The sequence below is a fragment of the Timaviella obliquedivisa GSE-PSE-MK23-08B genome (assembly GCA_019358855.1).
GTDB classification, from domain to species: Bacteria; Cyanobacteriota; Cyanobacteriia; order Elainellales; family Elainellaceae; genus Timaviella; species Timaviella obliquedivisa.
Genome location: JAHHII010000017.1, coordinates 18,451 through 40,496 on the forward strand (window position 1 = coordinate 18,451; position 22,046 = coordinate 40,496).

The 22,046-nt window shown below is 43.2% G+C and carries 17 protein-coding genes; 2 read left to right on the forward strand and 15 right to left on the reverse strand.

The genetic code is table 11. The features are described from left to right. The first annotated feature begins 9 nt into the window (after window positions 1-9). Both glgX and treZ read left to right on the forward strand, forming a co-directional pair. On the forward strand, window positions 10-2,133 hold the full coding sequence (gene glgX / locus KME11_20660; protein MBW4517623.1) for a glycogen debranching protein GlgX: 2,124 nt from the start codon (window positions 10-12) through the stop codon (window positions 2,131-2,133). Window positions 2,134-2,233: 100 nt separating this feature from the next. After that, window positions 2,234-4,099, forward strand: coding sequence for a malto-oligosyltrehalose trehalohydrolase (gene treZ / locus KME11_20665; protein ID MBW4517624.1), 1,866 nt, complete (start codon window positions 2,234-2,236; stop codon window positions 4,097-4,099). Window positions 4,100-4,924: 825 nt separating this feature from the next. On the opposite strand, the gene KME11_20670 is transcribed toward treZ, so the two are convergent. The 15 genes from KME11_20670 to KME11_20740 all read right to left on the reverse strand — a co-directional run bounded on the left by KME11_20670 (window position 4,925) and on the right by KME11_20740 (window position 21,769). After that, the gene (locus tag KME11_20670; GenBank protein MBW4517625.1) at window positions 4,925-5,494 is read right to left on the reverse strand and encodes a putative colanic acid biosynthesis acetyltransferase; all 570 of its coding nucleotides are present in this window, start codon (window positions 5,492-5,494) and stop codon (window positions 4,925-4,927) included. A 377-nt stretch (window positions 5,495-5,871) separates the two neighbouring features. Beyond that, complete coding sequence (locus KME11_20675) at window positions 5,872-6,771, reverse strand: class I SAM-dependent methyltransferase (protein ID MBW4517626.1); 900 nt, start codon at window positions 6,769-6,771, stop codon at window positions 5,872-5,874. Window positions 6,772-6,836: 65 nt separating this feature from the next. Then, entirely contained in the window at window positions 6,837-8,006 is a 1,170-nt protein-coding gene (locus KME11_20680; protein MBW4517627.1) for a glycosyltransferase, read from the reverse strand. 18 nt (window positions 8,007-8,024) lie between these two features. Then, a complete protein-coding gene (locus KME11_20685; GenBank protein ID MBW4517628.1) occupies window positions 8,025-9,158 on the reverse strand; it encodes a glycosyltransferase family 4 protein in 1,134 nt (377 codons plus the stop codon). After that, a complete protein-coding gene (locus KME11_20690; protein MBW4517629.1) occupies window positions 9,155-10,447 on the reverse strand; it encodes a hypothetical protein in 1,293 nt (430 codons plus the stop codon). The genes KME11_20685 and KME11_20690 overlap by 4 nt, the downstream gene beginning before the upstream one ends. 3 nt (window positions 10,448-10,450) lie before the next feature. After that, window positions 10,451-11,611, reverse strand: coding sequence for a glycosyltransferase family 4 protein (locus tag KME11_20695; protein ID MBW4517630.1), 1,161 nt, complete (start codon window positions 11,609-11,611; stop codon window positions 10,451-10,453). Then, on the reverse strand, window positions 11,587-12,741 hold the full coding sequence (locus KME11_20700; protein ID MBW4517631.1) for a glycosyltransferase: 1,155 nt from the start codon (window positions 12,739-12,741) through the stop codon (window positions 11,587-11,589). Before KME11_20700 ends, KME11_20695 begins: the two co-directional genes overlap by 25 nt. Window positions 12,742-12,773: 32 nt before the next feature. Then, entirely contained in the window at window positions 12,774-13,589 is an 816-nt protein-coding gene (locus KME11_20705; protein MBW4517632.1) for a glycosyltransferase, read from the reverse strand. Window positions 13,590-13,888: 299 nt separating this feature from the next. Continuing rightward, the gene (locus KME11_20710) at window positions 13,889-14,998 is read right to left on the reverse strand and encodes a glycosyltransferase (GenBank protein MBW4517633.1); all 1,110 of its coding nucleotides are present in this window, start codon (window positions 14,996-14,998) and stop codon (window positions 13,889-13,891) included. A gap of 6 nt (window positions 14,999-15,004) precedes the next feature. After that, complete coding sequence (locus KME11_20715; GenBank protein ID MBW4517634.1) at window positions 15,005-15,679, reverse strand: class I SAM-dependent methyltransferase; 675 nt, start codon at window positions 15,677-15,679, stop codon at window positions 15,005-15,007. A 23-nt stretch (window positions 15,680-15,702) separates the two neighbouring features. Next, a complete protein-coding gene (locus KME11_20720) occupies window positions 15,703-16,908 on the reverse strand; it encodes a glycosyltransferase family 4 protein (protein ID MBW4517635.1) in 1,206 nt (401 codons plus the stop codon). Between the two features lie 76 nt (window positions 16,909-16,984). Continuing rightward, window positions 16,985-18,127, reverse strand: coding sequence for a glycosyltransferase family 4 protein (locus KME11_20725; protein MBW4517636.1), 1,143 nt, complete (start codon window positions 18,125-18,127; stop codon window positions 16,985-16,987). Between the two features lie 210 nt (window positions 18,128-18,337). Next, window positions 18,338-20,158 carry an ABC transporter ATP-binding protein/permease gene (locus KME11_20730; GenBank protein ID MBW4517637.1) on the reverse strand — a complete coding sequence of 607 codons (1,821 nt, stop codon included), beginning with the start codon at window positions 20,156-20,158 and terminating at the stop codon, window positions 18,338-18,340. A gap of 6 nt (window positions 20,159-20,164) precedes the next feature. Continuing rightward, entirely contained in the window at window positions 20,165-20,893 is a 729-nt protein-coding gene (locus tag KME11_20735) for an FkbM family methyltransferase (protein ID MBW4517638.1), read from the reverse strand. Between the two features lie 438 nt (window positions 20,894-21,331). Next, the gene (locus tag KME11_20740) at window positions 21,332-21,769 is read right to left on the reverse strand and encodes a hypothetical protein (GenBank protein MBW4517639.1); all 438 of its coding nucleotides are present in this window, start codon (window positions 21,767-21,769) and stop codon (window positions 21,332-21,334) included. Between the last annotated feature and the right edge of the window lie 277 nt (window positions 21,770-22,046).

The window sequence follows — 22,046 nt, forward strand, 5'->3', positions numbered from 1 at the left end:
ATTCCTCCTATGTATCTACCACTGTGGCCCGGCAATGTTTACCCTTTAGGTTCTTACTGGGATGGGAAAGGAACAAACTTTGCTTTGTCCTCTGAAAACGCAACGGGTGTCGAATTATGCTTGTTCGATCGCAATGATCAAGAAACTCGCTTGTCTTTAACAGAGGTTAGTAATTTCATATGGCATGGTTATTTGCCAGGTGTGGGGCCAGGGCAGCGCTATGGATATCGAGTGCATGGTCCCTACGAGCCCCAGAGAGGACTTCGCTTCAATCCTCATAAGCTCTTAATTGATCCCTATGCCAAGGCGTTAGATGGAGATGTAGGTAACGGTCCTGAAATCTTTGGGTATGACTGGAACAGCCCTGACCAAGATTTATCTTTCTCAGAGCTAGACAGTGCTTCGCGAGTGCCCAAAGCAGTTGTGGTCGATCAGTCGTTTGATTGGCAAGGCGATACTCTTTTGCGAACCCCTTGGCATGAAACCATTATTTATGAGGTGCATGTCAAGGGATTTACTAAGCTCCATCCCGATATTCCTGAAGAATTGCGGGGAACTTATGCCGGAATGAGCCATCCAGCTGCGATCGAACATTTACAACAGTTGGGCATTACCGCTATTGAACTGATCCCGATTCATCATTTCTTAGCCTATCCAGGACATTTAGCTGATAAAGGACTGAAGAATTATTGGGGCTATGATTCCATTAACTACTTTGCACCTCACGCGGCATACAGCGCAAGTGGTACAGGTGGACAGCAAGTAACAGAATTTAAGGAAATGGTCAAGGCGCTACATCATGCTGGCATTGAAGTGATTCTTGATGTGGTTTATAACCATACGGGCGAAGGAAATCAGTTGGGTCCTACCCTTTCCTTTCGAGGAATTGATAATTCTAATTACTACCGGGTTGTAGAGGGGAACGAGCGCTATTACATGGACTTTACAGGCTGTGGTAATTCTCTTTGTATGCGCCATCCTCAAGTATTAAAGCTTATTACTGACAGTTTGCGCTATTGGGTAACCGAGATGCATGTTGACGGCTTCCGCTTTGATTTAGCTTCTGCGTTAGCGCGTGAGCTATATGAAGTTAATAGCTTGGCTGCATTCTTCAACATCATTCATCAAGATCCGGTGCTTGCAGGGGTGAAGTTAATCGCTGAGCCGTGGGATGTGGGAGAGGGCGGCTACCAGGTCGGTAATTTTCCGGTACTTTGGTCGGAGTGGAATGGCAGATACCGTGATACTGTCCGAGATTTTTGGCGGGGTGAAGATGAGACATTGGGGGAGTTTGCTTATCGCTTCACGGGTAGTCCCGACTTATATTTTCAGCAGAATGGACGACGTCCCAATGCAAGCATTAACTTTATTACGGCTCATGACGGTTTTACGTTAAATGATTTAGTGAGTTATAACGAAAAACGCAATGAGGCGAATGGTGAAAATAGTCAGGATGGAGAAAGCCATAATCGTTCTTGGAACTGTGGAGTAGAAGGTGTAACGGATGATCCAGAAGTGTTGCAGCTACGGGAACGTCAACGGCGAAATTTGTTGGTTACGCTGATGTTATCTCAGGGCGTACCAATGCTGCTAGGTGGCGATGAGTTAGGACGATCGCAGATGGGTAACAATAATGGTTACTGTCAAGACAATCCGCTTTCCTGGTTTGATTGGGACTTAGTTAAAGGAAACGAAGATTTAGTTAACTTCTGCCGTGAACTAATTTATTTCCGCCGGGGGCATCCGGTCTTTCGTCGCCGCAAGTGGTTTCAAGGTCAGCCCATTCGAGGGGTGCCTGATATTGGGTGGTATGATCCAGACGGGACAGAGCATACAGAAGAAGAATGGCAAAAAGGTTACCCTAAAATTATTGGAGTTTTCTTGAATGGAGAAGGAATTCCTAGCCCTGGTGCCCAAGGGCAAAAAGTTCGGGATGACAGTTTTCTAATCCTCTTTAATGCCTATTGGGAAATGGTTGAGTTTATCTTACCGATGGCAATGCCCCACGTCCGATGGCAAATGACTGTTGATACTAAAGAGCCTCGCTTTATTCAAGAGGAACGGATTTTCACTGCTGACCAATCGGTGCCTTTAATCGATCGCTCTATGGTTGTCCTGTGTCTATTAACTTAAGCAAGTTAGGCGATCGCTCCAGTATTAATTGGTTAACCAATTACCTTTGATAACCAGACCTGAGCATTGCTATTCATTCATCATTTGGAGATTGTTTACTATGCAAGTTGGCGCTAAGTATTTGGGCAATAATCAGTGTAAATTTACAGTCTGGGGTCCTAAGTTAGATTTTGTGGCTGTGCAGTTGGTTTCGCAAAACGATCGATTGATCCAGATGGAGCAGCAAGATAACGGCTATTGGCAAGCGATCGTCTCAGATGTTCCACCCGGAACTTGCTACTTTTATCAACTCAATGGTGGTGAATGCAGACCTGATCCAGCCTCCCATTTTCAACCAAGAGGAGTTCATGGTGCTTCTCAAGTCATCGATCATCAATTTAGCTGGACAGATCAGCATTGGCACGGCGTGCCCCTTGAATCCCTGGTTATTTACGAGCTCCACGTAGGCACTTTTACGCCTGAAGGCACTTTTGAGGCGATCATTCCTCGGTTAAAAGACCTGCGCGAACTGGGTATTACGGCGATCGAATTAATGCCGATCGCACAGTTCCCAGGCAGTCATCCTCCGCAAGAGCAAGATCAGGGACATGACTATCGCAATTGGGGCTACGACGGAACTTACATTTATGGGGTGCAGAACTCCTATGGTGAGCCTGCAAGTTTGAAGAAGTTAGTTAATGCCTGTCATCAAGAAGGAATTTCCATAATTTTAGATGTTGTCTACAATCACTTTGGACCTGAAGGTACTTACGTTCATCAATATGGATCTTACTTCACCGAAGCTTACCAAACCCTTTGGGGCAGTGCACTTAACTTTGACCATCAACATAGCGCTAATGTCCGCAACTTCTTTATTCAAAATGCACTGTATTGGATGCGAACCTATCACATTGATGCGCTGCGCCTAGACGCTGTTCATGCAATTTATGACTTAGGGGCATACCACCTTTTAGAAGAGCTCTCAGACCGAGTTGTAGAACTCTCAGATGAACTAGGGCGAAAACTATATTTGATCGCAGAAAGTGATCTGAATGATCCTAAAATTATCCGTTCGAGTGATAAGGGAGGTTATGGGCTTGATGCTCAGTGGAGCGACGATTTTCACCATGCCCTCCATGCGCTACTCACAGGCGATCGCATTGGCTATTATCAAGACTTTGGTCAGTGCCAACAGTTGGCTAAAGCATTTCAACAAGCCTTTGTGTACGACTGGCAGTATGCACCGCATCGTCAGCGTTTCCATGGTAGAACCCCTAAAGGCTGTACGCCTTCTCAGTTTGTGGTCTGCATCCAGAACCATGACCAGGTTGGCAACCAGTTGAAGGGCGATCGCTTATCTCAGATTATTTCCTTTGAAGCTTTGAAGCTAGCAGCGGGCGCAGTTTTATTATCTCCTTTTATCCCGATGTTATTTATGGGCGAAGAATACGCCGAGGATGCGCCCTTTACCTACTTTGTAAGCCATTCTGACCCTGAGTTAATTCAAGCAGTTCGACAAGGACGCAAACAAGAGTTTGAAGCGTTCCATTACGACGGTGAACCTCCAGATCCAGAGGCAGTTGAAACATTCCTGATGTGTAAGCTGAATTGGGATAAACGTAAAGAGGGCAAGCACCAAGTCTTATGGTCGTTTCATCAACATTTAATTCGCCTTCGCAACACTCTACCGTCGCTACTTCGGCAGGATTTTCAATCAATTCAAGTTGGCAGCGATGAAGATAAACAGGTTGTTTGGTGGCGGCGCTGGAATGAAGATCACCAAGTTTTCTGTTTAATGAACTTTAACACTACCACAGTAACCTTTGAATCAGATGTAAGCTCATTTGCGGGACATAAAATTCTAGACTCTGCACTAGAACAATGGATGGGTTCTGGCTCTGCTGCCCCAGAAGCATTGCATCCTGAACAGCTTATTACTTTATCGCCTCAGAGCTTTGTACTATACCAGTCCAATAGCGTTGCCTGATACGGTAAGTGCTATTGAAGGACTTAAACTTGCTTTGGTTAATGCAATAAACTTTACTTCTCTACCATTACATCTTGAGCACTACTAAAAACATTCTTCATGTTGTGATCTTAGATAGGTTAATGCGATTTTGCAAGAACCGCCAAAAGCATACTAGAGAACCAGCGTGAATCAATTAAATAACGAAAGTGCGGAAAGGTTAAATAATCGGGGCAGCCGTGAGATCAACCGCGCGATCGCAGTTTTCAGGCATACCCTTAACTGCTGAAGAACGTGAACCTTATAGACCGCGATCGGCGATTGAACTAGAAAGAGAATGAGATTCTGAATCAAACCATTCATCAAGTAGAACAGGCGCTGGGCGATCAAGGACAAGTTTTAGTACAGGTTTCTGGTATTGAACCCATCCTATGTCGAAGAGCGCAATCAACAACAAACATGGATTGATTGGCGATTTACAACAGATGAGGCGCGAGTCAAATTGAAACGACTTTACCCATTAATTAATACTTGACAGACCACTAGATAACATTGCAGAGATTGATCCTTCTAACTACTCTATTCGTCATTATTCTCAGCGGTTAGCAAAAACTTTAGAGACATGGTTTAGTCGCTAAAAATTTAGTGGTAAGGGTCTACATCTTTGCTTTTAAACTCAGTAATCGCTTAGAACCAGTATCATGCCAACATCAAGATATTTACTTTTTGATTAACCAGCATGTCTCTTTAATTAACCAGCATATAAGAGCACAGTTGATTTCACTTTAGAGAAAGAGAAAAGGATGGTGAGTGATACTTAATGTCTAAAGTCGGTAACTATTTGGATTATTGCTTAGAGGTAGAAGTTTCAGCAGGCTGGGGCGATCGCGCTTTGATCGGTTGAGCCGGATTACCTGCATAAATCATCATCGGTTTAAGAGATTGACTAGTAACGCTACCCAGACCTAGTACCGATCCTTTACCGATAGTTACACCAGGACCAACCACACATTGAGCCGCCAACCAGCTACTTTCTTCAACGTGTATTGGCGCAGTCAAAAGTTTGAAATGAGGATGATTCCAATCATGATTTCCCGTGCAAAGGTAAACCCCTTGAGACAGGCAAACGTGGCTTTCGATCGTGATCATTGCAAGGTTATCAATCCAAACGTTTTCGCCAATCCAAACATAATCGCCCACTTGCAACCGCCAAGGAAACTTAATGCGAACGTTAGGTTTAATGCGAACACCTTGACCAATTTGACTACCGAAACAGCGAAGAATTTGCACTTTAACGGCAGACATTGGTAACCAGTTTGTTTCAACCAAAGGTGACCCAATGAAGTACCATAGCAATTGCTTCCAGTAAGGGGCACCTGGAGTATAGGAATCAAGCGTATATTGGTCGAGGCGCATGGCAAATCTATTTCTGGAGTTCTGCTTCAATTAATCGAATGCTTAATACGAGTTCTGCGAGAACGCGCTGAAAGGCGTAGTACCAACCGTACCAACCATCAAGAATTCCACCTTTAAGAATGAGACAGTCGCTGCCCTAACGCCGATCCTTAGATGAGGATGACGAAAGGTGCTAAAACTGGCGCTGCTAGAATCGCAGTATGAAAATCTGGCGCACTAGACCTCTTGACATGGCTAGTTTATTGAAAAAAGAATAGTGTTAAAGCCCTTATGAACTCCTTATGTTTAAACTCAATAATTCAAGGATCCAACGCAGCAAAAAGAACTTTAGCTTTTTTCTTTCACCAATAAACCAATCCTGCTTCCTTATCCAGCAGTTATTGAGAATTTAAACTGTGTCGTCGTGATACGCTCATCAAGATTAGCGCTGCCTCTGGCGAATCAGGATTCACGCCGCACAGCCGCTGGGCAAAGCGGATATTCCAATCGGCTTTGCCCAGATCTCCCTCAAGTATAGATGCCCCGACGGTGCGATTGTGTGGATAAACTTGTACGTCGAAGCCAAGTGGCTCTAGAATTCGGTGGTAAAAATCACGAGTGACACCATCTCCAGGGCGGTGGTGCGTCTCAGAAGTAGTGCTCCAATACTGTTCCTCTGCGGTTGCGTGCCCACCTCGTCGAATGAGTTGATAGAAGGGGAGGCGCAACTTCCAGATCAGTTTAGCGATCGGGTTATTGTTCCACATCGATCGCTGCACGTCGTGATCAGTCAGCAGTAGCCCACCCGGACGGATAATCCGAGCGGCTTCATGCAGAACACTCTCCATGTCGTCGCTGTGGTGTATTGTGGCATTGAGTATCACCACATCGGCAAAACCAGATACAAAAGGAAGTCTTTGTGCATCTGCCAGAACAGTCTCATACCCTAGCTCTTGAGCAATTTCTAGTGCACCTTCAGAAAAGTCTACGCCGATTATCAGGCTGGGTATACCACAGCAATCACGTAATGCCCGATACATATTTCCCGGTCCGCAGCCAATATCCACCACGATTTTGCTTTGCCAACTGCCAATCACCGCTTGCCAGCGTGCTTTTAAGTCTTCATCTTGATGGCAAGCTTCCAGATAGTCTCGTCCCCACTCTGGATGTCCAAAATAGTAGGCATTGGCTTGGGCAGATAAACTAAGAAGTTCAACAGGAAAGGTCAGGATATTATTTTTCCACTTGCCTCGTGTATCAGTCGTAATATACTCTGCAAGTGCTTGAGATGATTTCATTATTCCTTCTGAGGTTATTTAGTTCTAAATTTGGGCAACGAATCTACCTTTCAAGTCGCTATTGATTATGCGGGTTGGCAATTGAGGATTGATTGATACACTTCGATCATTCGGATTGCGATTTTGTCCCAGGTATAGTTTTCTATAATGAGTTGCTGGGCGCGATCGCCCATGGCTTTGGCTTCGTCGGGATATTTGAGGCAGTGGATGAGGGCGTCGGTGATCGCATCTGCGCTAATATCAACAACATGAGCAGCATGAGCAATTAAAGCTTCAGGAAAATTACAACTTGTTGTAATAACACAAGGTAATCCTGATGCCATAGCTTCTAAAACTGATACACTGAATCCTTCTGAATAAGAAGGTGCAACATATAAGTCGGCAGCTGCAAGTGCACCTGATTTTAGCGAGCCTGTAATCATGCCTGTTACGGTAGTTGCATCCAAGCATCCTACCTGCGTAAAGTATTTTTCGACTGTGGGCAGAAAACCTATGCTATCTGGACCTGCGATAACTAAGTGAGTTAGAGGAAACAGAGCATGGACTTTAGCAAAGGCAGGCGCGAGTAGGTCTAGTCCTTTTTTAGGATCAAGGCGACCTAGGAAAAGGATAAGTATTTTATTACGGGTGCGAGGAAAATGTTGGTAGAACGTTTCTGGATTAGACGAATGCTCAAAATCTCGACGACAAATACCGTTGGGGACTACAACAGCATGGTTAAATCCGAGTGCCTTAAGCTGATTGGATTCCGCAATTGTGAGCGCTTGAACCGCAACAGCACTATTTAGAGTTGAGTTCTCCAAAAATTGATAGTAGATTCTTTTCTTCCAAGCTTTGTAGCCTAATGCCCAAGGCTCTAGCATCCCATGAGGTGTCGCTAGATATGGAACATTACGAAACTGACAGACTTTCTGAGCCGCTGATATTAAAGGTGCAAAAATGGCATGAGTATGCACTAGATCATATTCTGCTACATGTTTAAACAACCAATAGATTAGAGAAGGGCTAACAATAAAATCATTTATATTCCAGCTTGCGAAATATCGAACTCGATATCCAGAGCAATAAATCCAAGTATCTAAAGGAACGTCTAAGGTGTTAGAGTCATTTGCATGGGTTGTAATAAGATCTACAGAGACATTGAGTGCACCAAGCTCTTTTACGATCTCGGTTACGACTGTGGCAACTCCGCCGTAAATCGAACTAACATACGGCGTGATGACTAAAATTTTCATGAGTAGCGTCTCAAAGGGCTAGGTACGATTTATGGCATGACGAACTGCTCTGATTAGACCTTGGGCAAGGTAGTCAGGCGAAAATTTTTGAATATGGCTTAAAGAAGCTTGACCAAATTTAGTAAGATCTAATTCTCCTGAACTCATCTTCAGCATGAGTTCAGCTAGTGCTTTAGGATGTTCTGGGTCAAAGCCAAAACCATTAACTCCTTCAATCACTAAATCCTCAAAGCATCCACAGCGGTTAGAGACCAAGACGGGTAGCCCTGCTGCCATTGCTTCATTGACAACAAGTCCCCATTGCTCATGGGTGCTGGCATGGATGAAACAACCTGCATGGGCAAAGTAAGGCAACTGCTCGTTTTGCTGAAGAAAACCAGGTAGGTGTATACAGCTTGCTAAACCCAGATCTTGAATTTGCTTTTCAAGCAGCGATCGCAACTCTCCATCGCCACACAACACTAAATCCCACGATTTATCTCCTGCCATTTGGCGATAGGTAGCGTAGGCACTGATAATTGATGGAAGATTTTTTTTGTGGACAAACCGATTAATCGTCAGAAAATAAGGCTTTTGTAGGGGTTTTAGGAGAGTGCGAATATGGCTGGGATGAAAGGTTCCGTTGCCTACCACGTTATATCCGAGGAAGATTGATTCATCATCCATGCCTAGTTGTATGAGGTAGCGTTTCTGTGGCTGCCCACCGACTAGTGCTGCCTGATATTGGCTAATGAGTAATCGCTTCAGGTTCTCTTTCCAGGATGAACGAACGAAATCGGCTTCAGTTGTTTCAGAAAAGAGAATTGTAGGTTTGTGGAGCCAGCGACACCACAGAAGTGCAGCCAGCATCGCAGGGCGTGCGTAGCCAGAAATGGCAATGACATCCGGCTGAACCTGATTTAGCAGTTGATGAAGAGACTTTACCAGGGTTAAAAATGAAACCTGTTCGATCCGTCGATCAGGCAGAACCGCGTAGATAGGGAAGGGCAAGCTGGAAATTTCGGTTTGCCATGGATATTCGGTTTCGCTACGGGCTAGTTCAATGCCACAAACTTGCCACTGATGGATCTGCACTGCGTTAAAAAATCCTTCAATTCGTGCCAGATGATAAGGACCATAGTTAGAGAAAAGTAGCGCGACTTTTAAGCTCAAAAGTTGTCTCCATAGTGAGGAAAAATCATTTGATCAGGCTGTGTTCTCACTCTAGAAAAGTAGGCAGTTACCCCTACAAAGAAAACTTGAAAGATGACTTCTTGGCAGAACCTGCCAATTCCATGAGTAATGCCAATCATGGCAGAACTAATGAGTCCCATATAAAGCAAAGCGCTGACTGTACTTTGTTGATAAACCGCCGAAATCCAGAGATGCTTGAATAGATAGGCGATCAGTGCTAATAATAAACAACCGAAATAGTAAAACTCAACAAACGTATCTCCAATAGCGGTGACTGTGGCTCCAGACGGAGATGTGTATCCATAGAGAGAGCCCAGATCATAATTTGTCAGTCTAAATTGCAGGCTGGCTTTAAAGCCATATCCTACAATCTGTCCTGGAACATACTGAAAAACGATCGCATCCCAGAAGCCAGTGCCATAGCCAAATTGATTAGTTTTTACCGCAGCATCCATCATCAGTGCGGCATTGCGTAATTCTAAGATATCTCCCTCCAATAAGGAGTCAAAGCTTTGTTGCGCAGACGAAAATAGCGCTTGCCAATCTCCACTAAATACCAGTTCCCAAAAACCGCCTCTCAAGTCACCAAACAACGGAATTAGGTATAGCCCTCCAATCGTTGCAAGAATGAAACACCAACGGGGTGGAAGATATCGTAAAACGAACCAGAACGAGAAGCCAATTACGACTAGAAAAGCGATAGTAGGCTGGCGACGACCACTCAGGATGATGGCTTGTAAAACAGGCAGAGAGGCAAGTACTGTGAAAACTAGATTTTTAAGTTTCGGGTACTTCAGGGTTTGAATCAGAAAGATGCCGAACGCAATATAAATAACGTTACTGAAGAAGAAGAGAATGGTGGCAGGGCCCTGCCAAGTTCCTAGGCTAGTTGTTTGTATCGTGATCCTAGTCAGAAGAAAGATAGAGAAATAGGCGATCGCCAACAAAACGATACCTGCTCTGAAAAGCTTCTGCTCGTCCAAATTAATGTTGAGTTTTGTAAGAAACCAGGGGGTTGGTCTGAATTGATAGCCAATCCAGCACATTGCTGCGCAGAGGATGGTCATGAGTAACACCCTTGATAATGCTTCTGGAGTGACTACGGTTGGAGTATCACGCAAGGCGATCGCTTGAGGTAAAATAAATGAAACAAAGATTGCCCCCATAAAAAAGGGAAATTGATAAGTGCGCTCTGGACGAATCAGCCCCCAGCCTAATAGTCCAATACAAGTTAGATTCAGCAGATCCAGGTAGAGTTGATGATCCATAGGTTAGGTCTGAGTATGAGCCATCAGCTTTTGATAAAGTCTGGCAAGTTTTTCAGAGTTATGCATCCACTGATGATGACGTTCTAGTAGAGATTGAGCATTGAATCGGTGAATCCGCTGTTGCTCCGATGAATAAACTGCTTCATGAATGGTTGCTGCCATCGCCCTTAAATCTCTTTTCGGCAGTACATAGCCTGTATCCGGATTCAGAATTTCCCTCACACCGCCTTCACAAGCAAAACCTATGACCGGAACCTGGCAAGCCATTGCTTCTGCAACCACTAGCCCAAAAGGTTCCCAGTGAGAGGTGAGACAAAACGAATCTATCGCATGATAAGCACTTGTGGTTTGTTCAAGCACACCTGTGAAGATTACGCGATTCTCAACTCCTAATGCTGTAGCTAGTTCCCTTAAGGATGCGGCATCCGGACCATCACCTACGACAAGTCCCCAAAAATTGGTGGGTAAAAGGCTGATGACTCTTAGAAAATCATCGGTGCCTTTCATAGCAGAATGAAGTCGTCCAACGAAACCGACTACAAACACGTTGTTGGGTAAGCTAAACTGCTGGCGAGAATAAAGTCGATCTTCTACACTAGCGGGGTAGAATCGATCGCTATCTACCCCGTTATACAAAACACAAGTTTTCTCAGAGTTGTATCCACCCCATTCAATCTGACTTTTGCACGTATCCTCCGTAATGCATATGAGAAGATCAGTGGATTTTTGTTGTACCCAACTTGCTAAAGAACTGCGTGACATCTGCGAACCAGGACGATTTGCACCCAAATGAGCATGGACAACCTTCAGAATACCAGGATGAATGAATGTCAACAGATGAGACCAGAGTAACCCATCATGATGATGCAGAATGTGTGGTTGAAATTGCTGAATAAATGCTCGTAACCGTCCCATTTTAAGAACATCGCGGGAGTCCTGGAGACCCAGATAGTGAGCGCGTTGAGTGCTTTTGCCTTGCAGAGAATCGCTCAATTCTGTTTGAAAAGGACCAGGTTCGCCGTAGAGAAACAGGCAGTGAGCATCTACTTCGTGAGCAGGTAGGCGCTTAACGTATTCAACGGCTACACGCGCTGCACCTCCCGTTGCAATATCATCTCGTTGACAAATATGGAGTACTTTTAGAGGATCTGGGGCGAGAGCCATCCGTTGCTCTCTAAGATCTGGTAAAGTTTTTCGGCTTGCTGTTCCCATGTGTTGGCTTTGGCTATTTCTAATCGGCTTTTGGAGTTCCAAGTAGGGTTGTTGAGTGCAAAGCGAATTTTCTCGCTATAGTCAGTAGGATCTTGAGCAATTAGCAAAACATCACTCCACCGATTTACTTCTGGCACAACATTGTTTGCAACAATAGGACGGGAAGTACCCATATAATCCCAAAGCTTAGTAGGGCAGGCATTGAGATTAAAATTGCAGTCGGAATAAAGCATCAACAAAACATCAAATGACTGGAGGTATTCACCTAAACGGTTATGTTCCACGGTTCCAATAAAATGAACGTTGGGAAGTTTTCGCACTCGTTCAACTTCCTTCCACCATTGGGTAGAGCCTTCGTTGGGTTCTGGTGCTTTTCCACCCAACAGGAACGTAACCTCCGGGGTACATTCTGCAACTTGTGCAAGGTAGTAGAAGTCAAATCGGTAGTTTAGTGTGCCAATATAGCCAGCGATCGGTCGAGGATAGGAGTTTAGCTCTGAAGGCAGTGACTGAGTCTGGACTAGGGGTTGCTCAACCATAAAATCGGGGGAGCAACCATGGGGGATATGAATAATGCGATTAGTTTGACTGGGGCAGACTTGTTGCAAATGTTGGGCACGATGGTGGGCAACACAAAGCGTCAGGTCAGCTTGAGCTATAGCTTGTAATTCTACCTGTACTGTTTGTGTTTCACGCTTTGCCCAGTAATCTCGATAGTCATCAATACTGTAGTAAACTGATGGCGATCTGAGAGCTTTTGCTAATGACGTGTAATAGGGAAAGTTGAAGATGAAGACTAGCGGATTTCCCCCTTGAAATTGTCGAATATGATGAATCAAAAATCTTTGTGTTAATAACCAGTAGTGAAACAGCCAACCTGGAGGACAGCAAATACGTTGCTCCCAAACACCTGATGAAATAGGCTGTGGTTTCCAATCGGTACTATAGTGCCCATAGCGTTGCTTAAATGCGCGAAAATCTACTGGACGTAGAAGTAGAACATCAGCAAAGTCATGACAGGCAGAAAAGAGTTGCTCTGTCCAATAGAAGTTTGCATCTAGAACAACAAGTTTTGGTTTCATTTAATACAAACCCTTGTCATACATAAATTTTGTCAATTGCGCTTAGAGCTTGGGCTGTTTTTTTTGACTTGCTGAGAGACATATTGCAGCCTTGCTAAAATTTTGCAAAAGAAATATTTGACTTCAAAAAGCGATCGCTCCCAAGTCGGAATTTGCTGCTGATACTGCTTCATCAATTGCTGTATACGCAAGGCATTATGTCCGTTAGCACAATCAATAAAAGTTTTTGTGCCTGAAATTAAGCGATAATTTCCCCAAACTTGATCAACATATTCTAAGTGGGCGACTTGAACCGCTCGGAATAAAAAATCAACGTCCATTGAATAATGGTCATCTACTAGGTAACAGCCGATTTTCTCGTGCAAAGATCGATGATAAAAATAAGCCGAAGGGTTAAGCGGGAAGGGGTTAATATTTTGCCCAAGCAATAAATCAGTAAGCTTCAAATGTTTGGGGCGGTTGATGCCCATTAACTGTTCTGCATCGTCCCAGACATGACAGTTTCCCACAAGTAGCGTAGGTTCGGGTAAGGTTTGGAATAGCTTTAGAACCTGATTTAAGACATTTGGCTCATAGTAATCATCCACGTTCAACATTGCGATTATTTCGCCTTTAGCAAGGTTAATTCCTTTGTTCATTGCATCGGATTGTCCCTGATCTTTTTCTGAAATCCAACGGATGTGGGAATATTGGGCAGCATAGCGCTGAATAATTTCTACAGTGCGATCGCTTGATCCCCCATCAATAATGAGGTGCTCAATATCCAGACAAGCTTGATCGAGCACTACATGAATGCATGATTCGATAAAGCGATCGCCGTTATATACAGGAGTAATCACACTAATCATAGTTCACCAATGTAAGAGCAGCCTTGCAAATCGTCAGTTGAGCTCAAGAAGATAGGACTAATCCAACTGCTGAAGTCTATAGATATGGGAACAGGGAAAACGCAGGCGACAACTGGTCTTACATTAAGAAACCGTAATTAAGTAGCATCCTAGTCAGCCTGGAATAATCGTAATACCCCATAATTAAAGTTTCAAACTTTTGTCAGCAAAAAACCTTAAAGATTCTTTGCTAACAAGGGTTTGGAGGATTCGGTTTTCATGCAGACAAAGTATTCGTGAGAGAGCGGAGATTGATATACTTAGGAAGGTTCTGAACAACTGATACTGATATGGTCTATCTCCGATATCATTTGAGGCTCAAAAAAGTTTTCTGTATCCCTAATATTTTGTTGATCTTTTGTGCTAAACAAGAGCGTTTCGATCATAAGTTTATAATTATCAACATCGATATTGATTGCTTTTTGGAAACCTGATCGTTGCCTAGCCTTTCGCAGAAAATGTGCAGCTAAGAAGAACGGAAAGCTCAGTACTAAAGATGTTAACATTTTGCTTGAAATAGCAATTTTGAGCCATTTGATCAATAGTTGAAAAAAATCATCATCTGAGACAATTCCCATTCTGAGAAGTCTCCAAAAGATTTGATGTCGCAAAAATATCTGTTGGATAATTGGAAGATTTAAGCGTTCTCGGTAAGGATTATCTTTTGAAGTCATCCAAATAACATCTTTAATTTGTAGAGAATCTGCGTTTAGAAAAAACTTCTGAGTCACTTGATCTGGGTGTAAGCGCATTGCACAAACCACACTGTCAGTTGCAACAACTGGATATTTAAAGGATAGGGCGACATAGAGCTCCCAATCCCCGATACCAGAAAGTGTCGTATTAAATCCTCCAATCTTATGAAAAATGCCTGTACGGTACATACAAGCGCTTGGAAAGAAGCAGTTAAAGTTCTCTAACTTCGCCCACTGGCTGCTGCTTCTAGAAGCTGGAATATAAGGAGCGAGTGTTTTATAGATCGCAATTTCTTTTTTATCAGAAACCTCCTCAAATTCGATGTAACTTCCAAGACATATACTTGATTCAGGCATCTCTTCAAGTGCTTTTATCTGTAGTTCTAATGCATCAGGAAACAGTAAATCATCGCTATACAGAAATTTCATGAAATCTGTTTGGCACAAAGATGCTCCCCGCATAGCATTTTGAAATTGACCAAGATTTTCATCAAAACGATGATATGCAATGTTCAGGCTTGGAAACTGTTCTACAACCTCTTGTAAATTTTCACTTGATGCATCATCTGCAACAATAACTGTGAAGTTCTTATACGTCTGCCAATGCAAAGAGTTTAATGCTTGCACTAACATCCTAGAACGATTATAAATCGGGATAATGACTGTTAATTTCATTAATTTTTAGATTGTGAATAAAGTTAGATTACTCAAATGAGCAAAGATTTGAGTAGACTGGCTGAACTCAAACACAGCTTTTCTCGTACCTGCAAAACATTGTTGGTCAGTGTCATGGCAAGCTAAAATAGCCCCTTTTACAAGCAGTGGATACCATGCTGCAATATCGAACGCAGTATTAACATAATCATGCAATGCATCAATAAAAATCATGCTGATAGGCGGATACTGCCAAGCCATCGCTGCCGATCCTGATACTGTCCGCTCATGAATTACATTTTTTAAATCGGTAGTTCTAGCCTTAAAGAAAAGTAAATCTTCTTCAAAACCGCCATAGCCAATGTAAGGATCAACAGCAATTACTTGGCGTTGAGTAGATTGGGCTAGCAGTTGAGTAGTAACTCCTCGACATGAACCAACCTCAACTACAACAGTATCTGTAAGATGCTCGGTAGCTGCTAACGCAGCCAACAAATATTGAGCCTGAATGGGTGTAACCGCTGTATCCGAGTAATTTAAATCAGGAATGGATGGTAAGGCGGAAAGAAACTTTTCAGACAATTTATATTTTTCAAAGTTCCACTGAGCCTCTTTTTCAAGAAATCGAGCTTGAATTGTGAACCCAAGCCGCTTTGGATGAAACTTGGAATATTTTTTGATAGAAAATGGATCGGTTTTCATAAGAATAAAGGCTCCAAGAAGTTCTAGACAGTTTGTAGAATTGATAACAATCGTTCGCTATATCGATTCCATGTGTAATTCTGGGCGCGTGCTCTAGCGGCGATTGCCATCCGCGCGCGCAGTTCCCGATCTTCAACTAACTCCTGAATCCGACTTGCAAGCGTTCCTGACTCCTGTTCCGACACAATAAAGCCTTCAACACCATCCCGAACAACAGAACCCGCAGCTTTTGTTGTAATTACGGGTACTCCAGCAGCAAGTGCCTCATAAACCACTTCAGCAGAGCCTTCGGCTAGACTAGGCAACACAAAAATGTCGGCTTGCGCATATTCATGTTGAATTTCGGTGCGAGGCACTCGCCCTAAAAAAGTGAGATGATTCGTTATAGAGTGGTGGCGAACTGTGTCAGATACCCCACCAGCAACTCGAAACTCATATCCTAAGGGATGCAGGGTTTGTGCTGCCATTCCTAAAAGATGAATACCCTTTCGCAAATCGGCAGTGCCTACAAATAGAATACGCTTGTGAACAGGCGTATTCTGCAGTCGAAACCAAGAGTCTCCCACAGCATACGGAACTAAAGCACAGCGTTCGGAGGAAATACCAGACTCTTTCATGCCTTCACATACAAATTCTGAAGGTACGATAAAACGATCGGTGTATTGACAAAGTGCTTGAAACCCCTCGTAGTCCCCCTCAATTACTTTGGATGGCAACATCGGTTCTAAGCCAGGGAATTGTTCTCGTTGCTGTTGCACAATTGAGTGGGTTTGTGGAGCGATATAAACCTCAGAGATGATTTGTAAGCCCTTATCTTTTGCAAACTTAAGAAAAGGAAAGCCTTCACCAAACATTGAGAAGATGTGCGTGGCTTTCCCAACTCCTGCATGGATCATAGCCCGTCCGAACTCGCGTTCATACTGACCGAGAGCTTGATGCTGTTTTAGAGAGTCAGATTTTGCAAATTGTAATCGCAACAGATAGCGCAGGGCAGCACCATCAAACGTACGAACTTTGTCCTGAATTTGCTCTGGTACCTGACGATCAATCAGTCTTTGAATAGCTGGTTTTCTAAAAGGATTTGGACAAATTTTTTGCAACACAGATCCAAGTCCAGCATTACCACACAAATCTGTGTAGAAAGCCTCTAATAATCCCGCCGTTTCAAGTATGGCTGGCACTGCATAGTTGCGCCGCGCTCCAGTTTGAACAGCAATAAATTGGTTCATTCACGTTACCTATGCTTTTGACGTATTATCCAGCGATCGCTCCTGCCTGTGTCGGCTAAAAGCACAATTGTAGTTTTCATTTGTAAATATTTTTATGAAAAAACTTTTGTGGTTGAAGTAATGCATCCTGCCACTTTGCCGCTACTACTGTGTATCCATAGCGGCTTTCAGTCCACTGATGTAGCCGATGTGAATTAATTTGACCTAAGCGTAGCTTCTGACTCATTGCTAACAGCCCTGTAACAAAAGCATCCCACTCAAGTTCTGTAATCACAACATCTGGATTGTCTTTTCCGAATTCTTTTGTACCTCCTGCTGCTGTTGCCACAATAGGTATACCTCGTTGCATTGCTTCAACCAGTACTAAGGGTAATCCCTCAAAGAGACTGGGTAGAACAACAACATCAGCTTGAGCTAGAATTTCCGGTAGTTGACTCACGGCATAGTTACCATGTAAACAAATTCGATCAGAAAGATGATGGTCTACAACAAACTGTCTCAATTCACTTAGAAGACTGCCTCCGGGGTCGAAGCCATAAACATCTAACCGCGCTGGACTAAGCGGTTTAAGAGCCGTAATGTTTTTCCATTCTTTGACTAATTGATTAGGTCTTTTGTGTTCAACAATTCTCCCTAGATAAACAACTCTTAGCTCTCTCTCTCCACATTCTGGACGTTGTAAAGGGCTAGGCATGGGTTTATCGGACGTTAAAAATGGGATAATACCAATAGGCTTAGTTGAACATAATTCGACCATACCTTGTGCCACCTTTTCAGAGTTGGCGATAACTACATCAAGAGATTCTGCACAACGCCAGCCTAAGCTCTCTACCATTGGAGTTGACACAATTTCGTGATATATGCTGACCGTCTCTGGAGAAACTAAATTACGCAAATAGATATGCGATCGACCTGTACTAATACAGTACAAACTTGTGAATCTCTGTTTGCTATGAAAAGGAGCCGTAAGTAAAGAATGTATCATCGAAACTGGTCGAGAGTTGAGCAAAAGGTTAGGAGGGGTCAGAAATTTCACACCCTCGTCTTGAATCTCGGCAATTTCCGAGCGTGACCAATCACTTCCCGTAGCGGAGATGACAACCTCTGCTTTCGCTTGGCGTAAAATCTTACAAAGTAGCGATAAGTGAGTTTGAATTCCACCTCGTCCCAAACGCCCAGCACTGATAAGAACGGAAGGTTGATATTTCAGAATGTTCACTCCTTAGATGTAAATGGTTATTAAGTAGTTTCTAGTTTCCGTGTTCGTCTATTCTTTGCTAACCTTTACGACATTAGTCAGTTTATCACCATACGAAAATCATTTCCTTGTGACTCTCAAGACATCGTTCATGGTCACGAGTCAAAATACGAGCATTTCTTAGTTATATTCAAGTTCGTTAACAATCGATTACGGCGGCTCAAAAGATTCTTATGCAGTTAACTCAACTATGGACGAATTTAACGACGATTGAGTACAGTAAAGCGACCAGTATTGACCCTGAAGATTTAACAATTGTAGATGTGTGCCTTGTTCAATCACTCTGCCTTGGTGAATGACAACAATGTTGTCTGCCCGCTCAATGGTGGAAAGCCTGTGAGCGATTACAATCACTGTGCGATCGCGGCTCACCTCTTCAATTGCCTTCTGCACAATCTGCTCAGAGGTCGAATCCAGCGCGCTAGTGGCTTCATCTAGGATAAGGATATCTGGATCTCGGAGGATAGCTCGGGCGATCGCGATTCGTTGACGCTGACCACCCGACAGCATGGTGCCGCGATTGCCCACCACTGTATCAAATCCTTGAGGTAACGCCTGAATAAATTCATCCGCATATGCTTGCTTTGCTGCCGCAAAAACTTCTGCATCGGTTGCATTAGAGCGACCATAGGCAATGTTTTCTCGCACCGAGGTATTGAAGAGAAAAGTGTCTTGGCTGACAGTAGCGATCGCCTTCCGCCAAGAACTAATCTGTAAATCTCGCAAGTCTATATCGTCAACCTTGAGGCTACCTTGGTAGGGATCATGAAAGCGCAGAATTAAGTCAACTAACGTAGACTTTCCACTACCAGAATGACCCACAATAGCAGTGACCTTCCCTTGAGGAATTTTCAAATCTAAATCCCGCAAGACTGGCTCTGAGTTATCAGAGTATCGAAAGCCAAGACACTCAAAAGTTAGATCTGATTTTAGAGAACGATAGAGCAGCTTGCCGTCAGGTAAACTTGTCCCAGCCGTATTCGCAAGAAATCCCTGAATGTTCTCTAGGCTACCCGACAGCAAAAAGAGTTGCGATCGCAATCCATTCAGATGATTTACTCTTGGCAGAGTTCTTAATAGCGTTAGTGTATAAGTAAGCAGAATTGATAAAGATACAGCGGCTGAGCCTGTAAAAACCTGAGTTCCCATAAGAATAATCACTAGCAAAACTGTAATTCCGGCAACTTCGGTGAGTGGGGCAACTGCCGAATTAAAGCGGTAAGCCATAAATTCTGCTTGATAGCGGTCTTGAAGTGCTTGTTTAGCCCTATCAAACTCTCTCTGCTCTGTCCCAAAAGACTTAATAACTCGCATCCCACTGATCATTTCAGCAACCAGCACAGAGAAATTTTCAATCGCTAGTGCGGATTGTCGTCCATATATCTGAACACCTCGAATAATAAAACGGAGTGCAACAACTACAACAACTAAACTGACAATAGTAATCAGAGTTAGTGCTGGAGATAAATAGACAAGAAAAACCAGCAGGAAAGCCGTGGATAAAACTTCTCTACCTAGCTCAAGGATATTAGAAACTAACTGTTCACTTCGCTGAGCTTGCTCATTTACATAGCTTAATAATTCGCCCAAGCTAGCCTTTGTATAAAAGGGAAGCTCTAGTTCTAGAAATCGCTTGATACAATTCTGTCTCAGCAGAGTCCCACTTTGCAGCATGAAAGCATTAATGCTTATGTTAGATAAATATTGACTACCATTTTTTATGATGGTAAGGCTTAACAAAGCCAGTAGAATAGTAAGTAGCTTGGATGAATGAGGCAACTGCTCATAGAAGTTTAGAAAACTTGATGCAAAACCAAAGCCATGAGTTTTAGTAGAGGTCGAACTGTTCCCTAAGAGTTGTAGCAGAGGTAGAGTTAAAGCAGTGCTAGCAACTTCAAGACAAGAAGCCAGTACGGATAGACTCAACCCCAAGTAAGCAAGATGCCATTTAGGAGAAGCAGACTGATAGAGAAAATGCAGAAACTTATACATTAAGAATTACTGCCGCTGAAAAATTAGCAATTTTTGCCCATGACACTCCACGGCTGGAGCCACAGCGTGGAGTTCAGCAGACTTCATATGGTCAAACAATCTGATATGTTGATCATCCGTAGCTTCATGCAACTCCATAAATACCAAATTAGTTCTTTTCAAAATCTCAATTTGAGCCGGAATAAACTCAAATTCTCCACCCTCTATGTCAATTTTCATCAAATCAATACTTTGCTCATCTTCTATTACCTCAGACAGGTCAAGATAAGAAATTTCATGGGGCTTAGTATTTACCGCCTGATGAATTCCAGTTGCCAGAAAGTTTTTAGGATTAATCCAGAGGGTTCCATATCCTGATTTTTGTCCTAGCAAGGCTTGATTCAAGAATGTTCGATCTTGAATTCCTGCATTTTTTAAATTCTTTTGAATGATAGGAATGAGGTAGGGGTTTGGCTCAATGAGTATGTAGCGTGCATCTGAGGTTTTAAACTTACTTCTTATACAAATATCAGATAGGATGCTAAAGTGACCACAGTGGGTACCACAGTCAACCACTAGTTTGGGTGGTTTCTGAATCCACTGAAAGACCTGCCAGTAAAATGGATGGCAAAACACATCATTGAAACTGGCAACTTCATACTTGTTTTTGAGTGAAATCTTAGACTGGCTCGATACGTTGAATTCACAGGTAATCCAACGCGACAAGCGCCGATATAAAAAAGAAGAAAAATTCATGGTAGGTGAGCAGAGAGACTAGTTATTCAGACTTACGGATTTATATTGATAAATCAATATAAATCAATGCAATCGGTATAAACGCAGATGCACGTCGTACAACTCGTGAACTTCATACCCTTCATCTGGCAGCAATTCTGCCAAAAAAGAACCGTCTTACCCCTTAACTCCAGTCAGTAAAGCTCTCTTTTTAGTCATTACAGTATCTTCAGGTCTCAATTCTTAGTAGTGCCATAGCGTTTCCCTATCCCGTGAGAGACAGCAAGAGGCTCAAGCCCCTTGTCCAACAAGCTAATCCATACCTTATCTGCTCAGGAACTGCTATAGATATCCTGCTGATATCGCTTTTCAGTGGATTCTGGCACTGATTTCTAGATTCACTATTCCTTGCCGTACTATTTCAGATCATCCTTGCGTGTAGCACGATCGCCCCTCCACCTACCCCACAAACCCAAAATCCTTCACCCCTTTAAACCCTAGCATCCGAGAATTCCTGCGCGTAAACTCGCCTACTGAAGGATTACCGTGGGGATTAATGACCCCATTTGCCTGCTGCCATAGTTCTGGAGGAGCAACCGAAAGATTGTAAACGCTACCCACTTTACGCACATGATACCACTGGTTAGCCTGGCACACGCTACACCAAAATGCCTCTAGCCATTCCCCATTCAACGCGATCGCTGTTTGGTTTGCCATCAACATCATCGCATTGATTCGAGATACGCCTCGTTGTTGAAGCTGATTGGGCTGATCAGCAAACAACGTGTATTTAGGGCTGACACTATCGAGATAACAAGAATGAACAGGACAATAAATTGGGCGGCGCTTGGAGCGCTTCCGGTTTCGGTCACACCTTTTCTGCAATTCGACCTCCATGACAGTAATCAATACTTAGAGAAGGTTACGGCGGAGAGACTGAGATCAAAAAGACCATCGAAGCCCACTCCAGAATCATTGAAGATTCAGTTTATGTTGAAATTAGATCCTGCGATTAATTCAATTTTATTTCGCTATCTATGTACTCTTTACAAACCTATGCATTCGTAATCGGGATATTTTCAAACAAAAGTAAAATTTTATCTCCTAATTGCTAACCTTTTCATAGATTATCTATCATTTTATTCATTTAGCTCTTATCCTAATCCTGTTCATC

What these genes read in the sequence shown, in the direction of transcription:
- KME11_20710 (MBW4517633.1), bottom strand. Translation starts at nt 14,998, where the DNA reads ATGAAATTAACAGTCATTATCCCGATTTATAATCGTTCTAGGATGTTA.
- KME11_20675 (MBW4517626.1), bottom strand. Translation starts at nt 6,771, where the DNA reads ATGAAATCATCTCAAGCACTTGCAGAGTATATTACGACTGATACACGA.
- KME11_20735 (MBW4517638.1), bottom strand. Translation starts at nt 20,893, where the DNA reads ATGAATTTTTCTTCTTTTTTATATCGGCGCTTGTCGCGTTGGATTACC.
- glgX (MBW4517623.1), top strand. Translation starts at nt 10, where the DNA reads ATGTATCTACCACTGTGGCCCGGCAATGTTTACCCTTTAGGTTCTTAC.
- KME11_20690 (MBW4517629.1), bottom strand. Translation starts at nt 10,447, where the DNA reads ATGGATCATCAACTCTACCTGGATCTGCTGAATCTAACTTGTATTGGA.
- KME11_20695 (MBW4517630.1), bottom strand. Translation starts at nt 11,611, where the DNA reads ATGGCTCTCGCCCCAGATCCTCTAAAAGTACTCCATATTTGTCAACGA.
- KME11_20720 (MBW4517635.1), bottom strand. Translation starts at nt 16,908, where the DNA reads ATGAACCAATTTATTGCTGTTCAAACTGGAGCGCGGCGCAACTATGCA.
- KME11_20740 (MBW4517639.1), bottom strand. Translation starts at nt 21,769, where the DNA reads ATGGAGGTCGAATTGCAGAAAAGGTGTGACCGAAACCGGAAGCGCTCC.
- KME11_20705 (MBW4517632.1), bottom strand. Translation starts at nt 13,589, where the DNA reads ATGATTAGTGTGATTACTCCTGTATATAACGGCGATCGCTTTATCGAA.
- treZ (MBW4517624.1), top strand. Translation starts at nt 2,234, where the DNA reads ATGCAAGTTGGCGCTAAGTATTTGGGCAATAATCAGTGTAAATTTACA.
- KME11_20700 (MBW4517631.1), bottom strand. Translation starts at nt 12,741, where the DNA reads ATGAAACCAAAACTTGTTGTTCTAGATGCAAACTTCTATTGGACAGAG.
- KME11_20680 (MBW4517627.1), bottom strand. Translation starts at nt 8,006, where the DNA reads ATGAAAATTTTAGTCATCACGCCGTATGTTAGTTCGATTTACGGCGGA.
- KME11_20730 (MBW4517637.1), bottom strand. Translation starts at nt 20,158, where the DNA reads ATGTATAAGTTTCTGCATTTTCTCTATCAGTCTGCTTCTCCTAAATGG.
- KME11_20670 (MBW4517625.1), bottom strand. Translation starts at nt 5,494, where the DNA reads ATGCGCCTCGACCAATATACGCTTGATTCCTATACTCCAGGTGCCCCT.
- KME11_20715 (MBW4517634.1), bottom strand. Translation starts at nt 15,679, where the DNA reads ATGAAAACCGATCCATTTTCTATCAAAAAATATTCCAAGTTTCATCCA.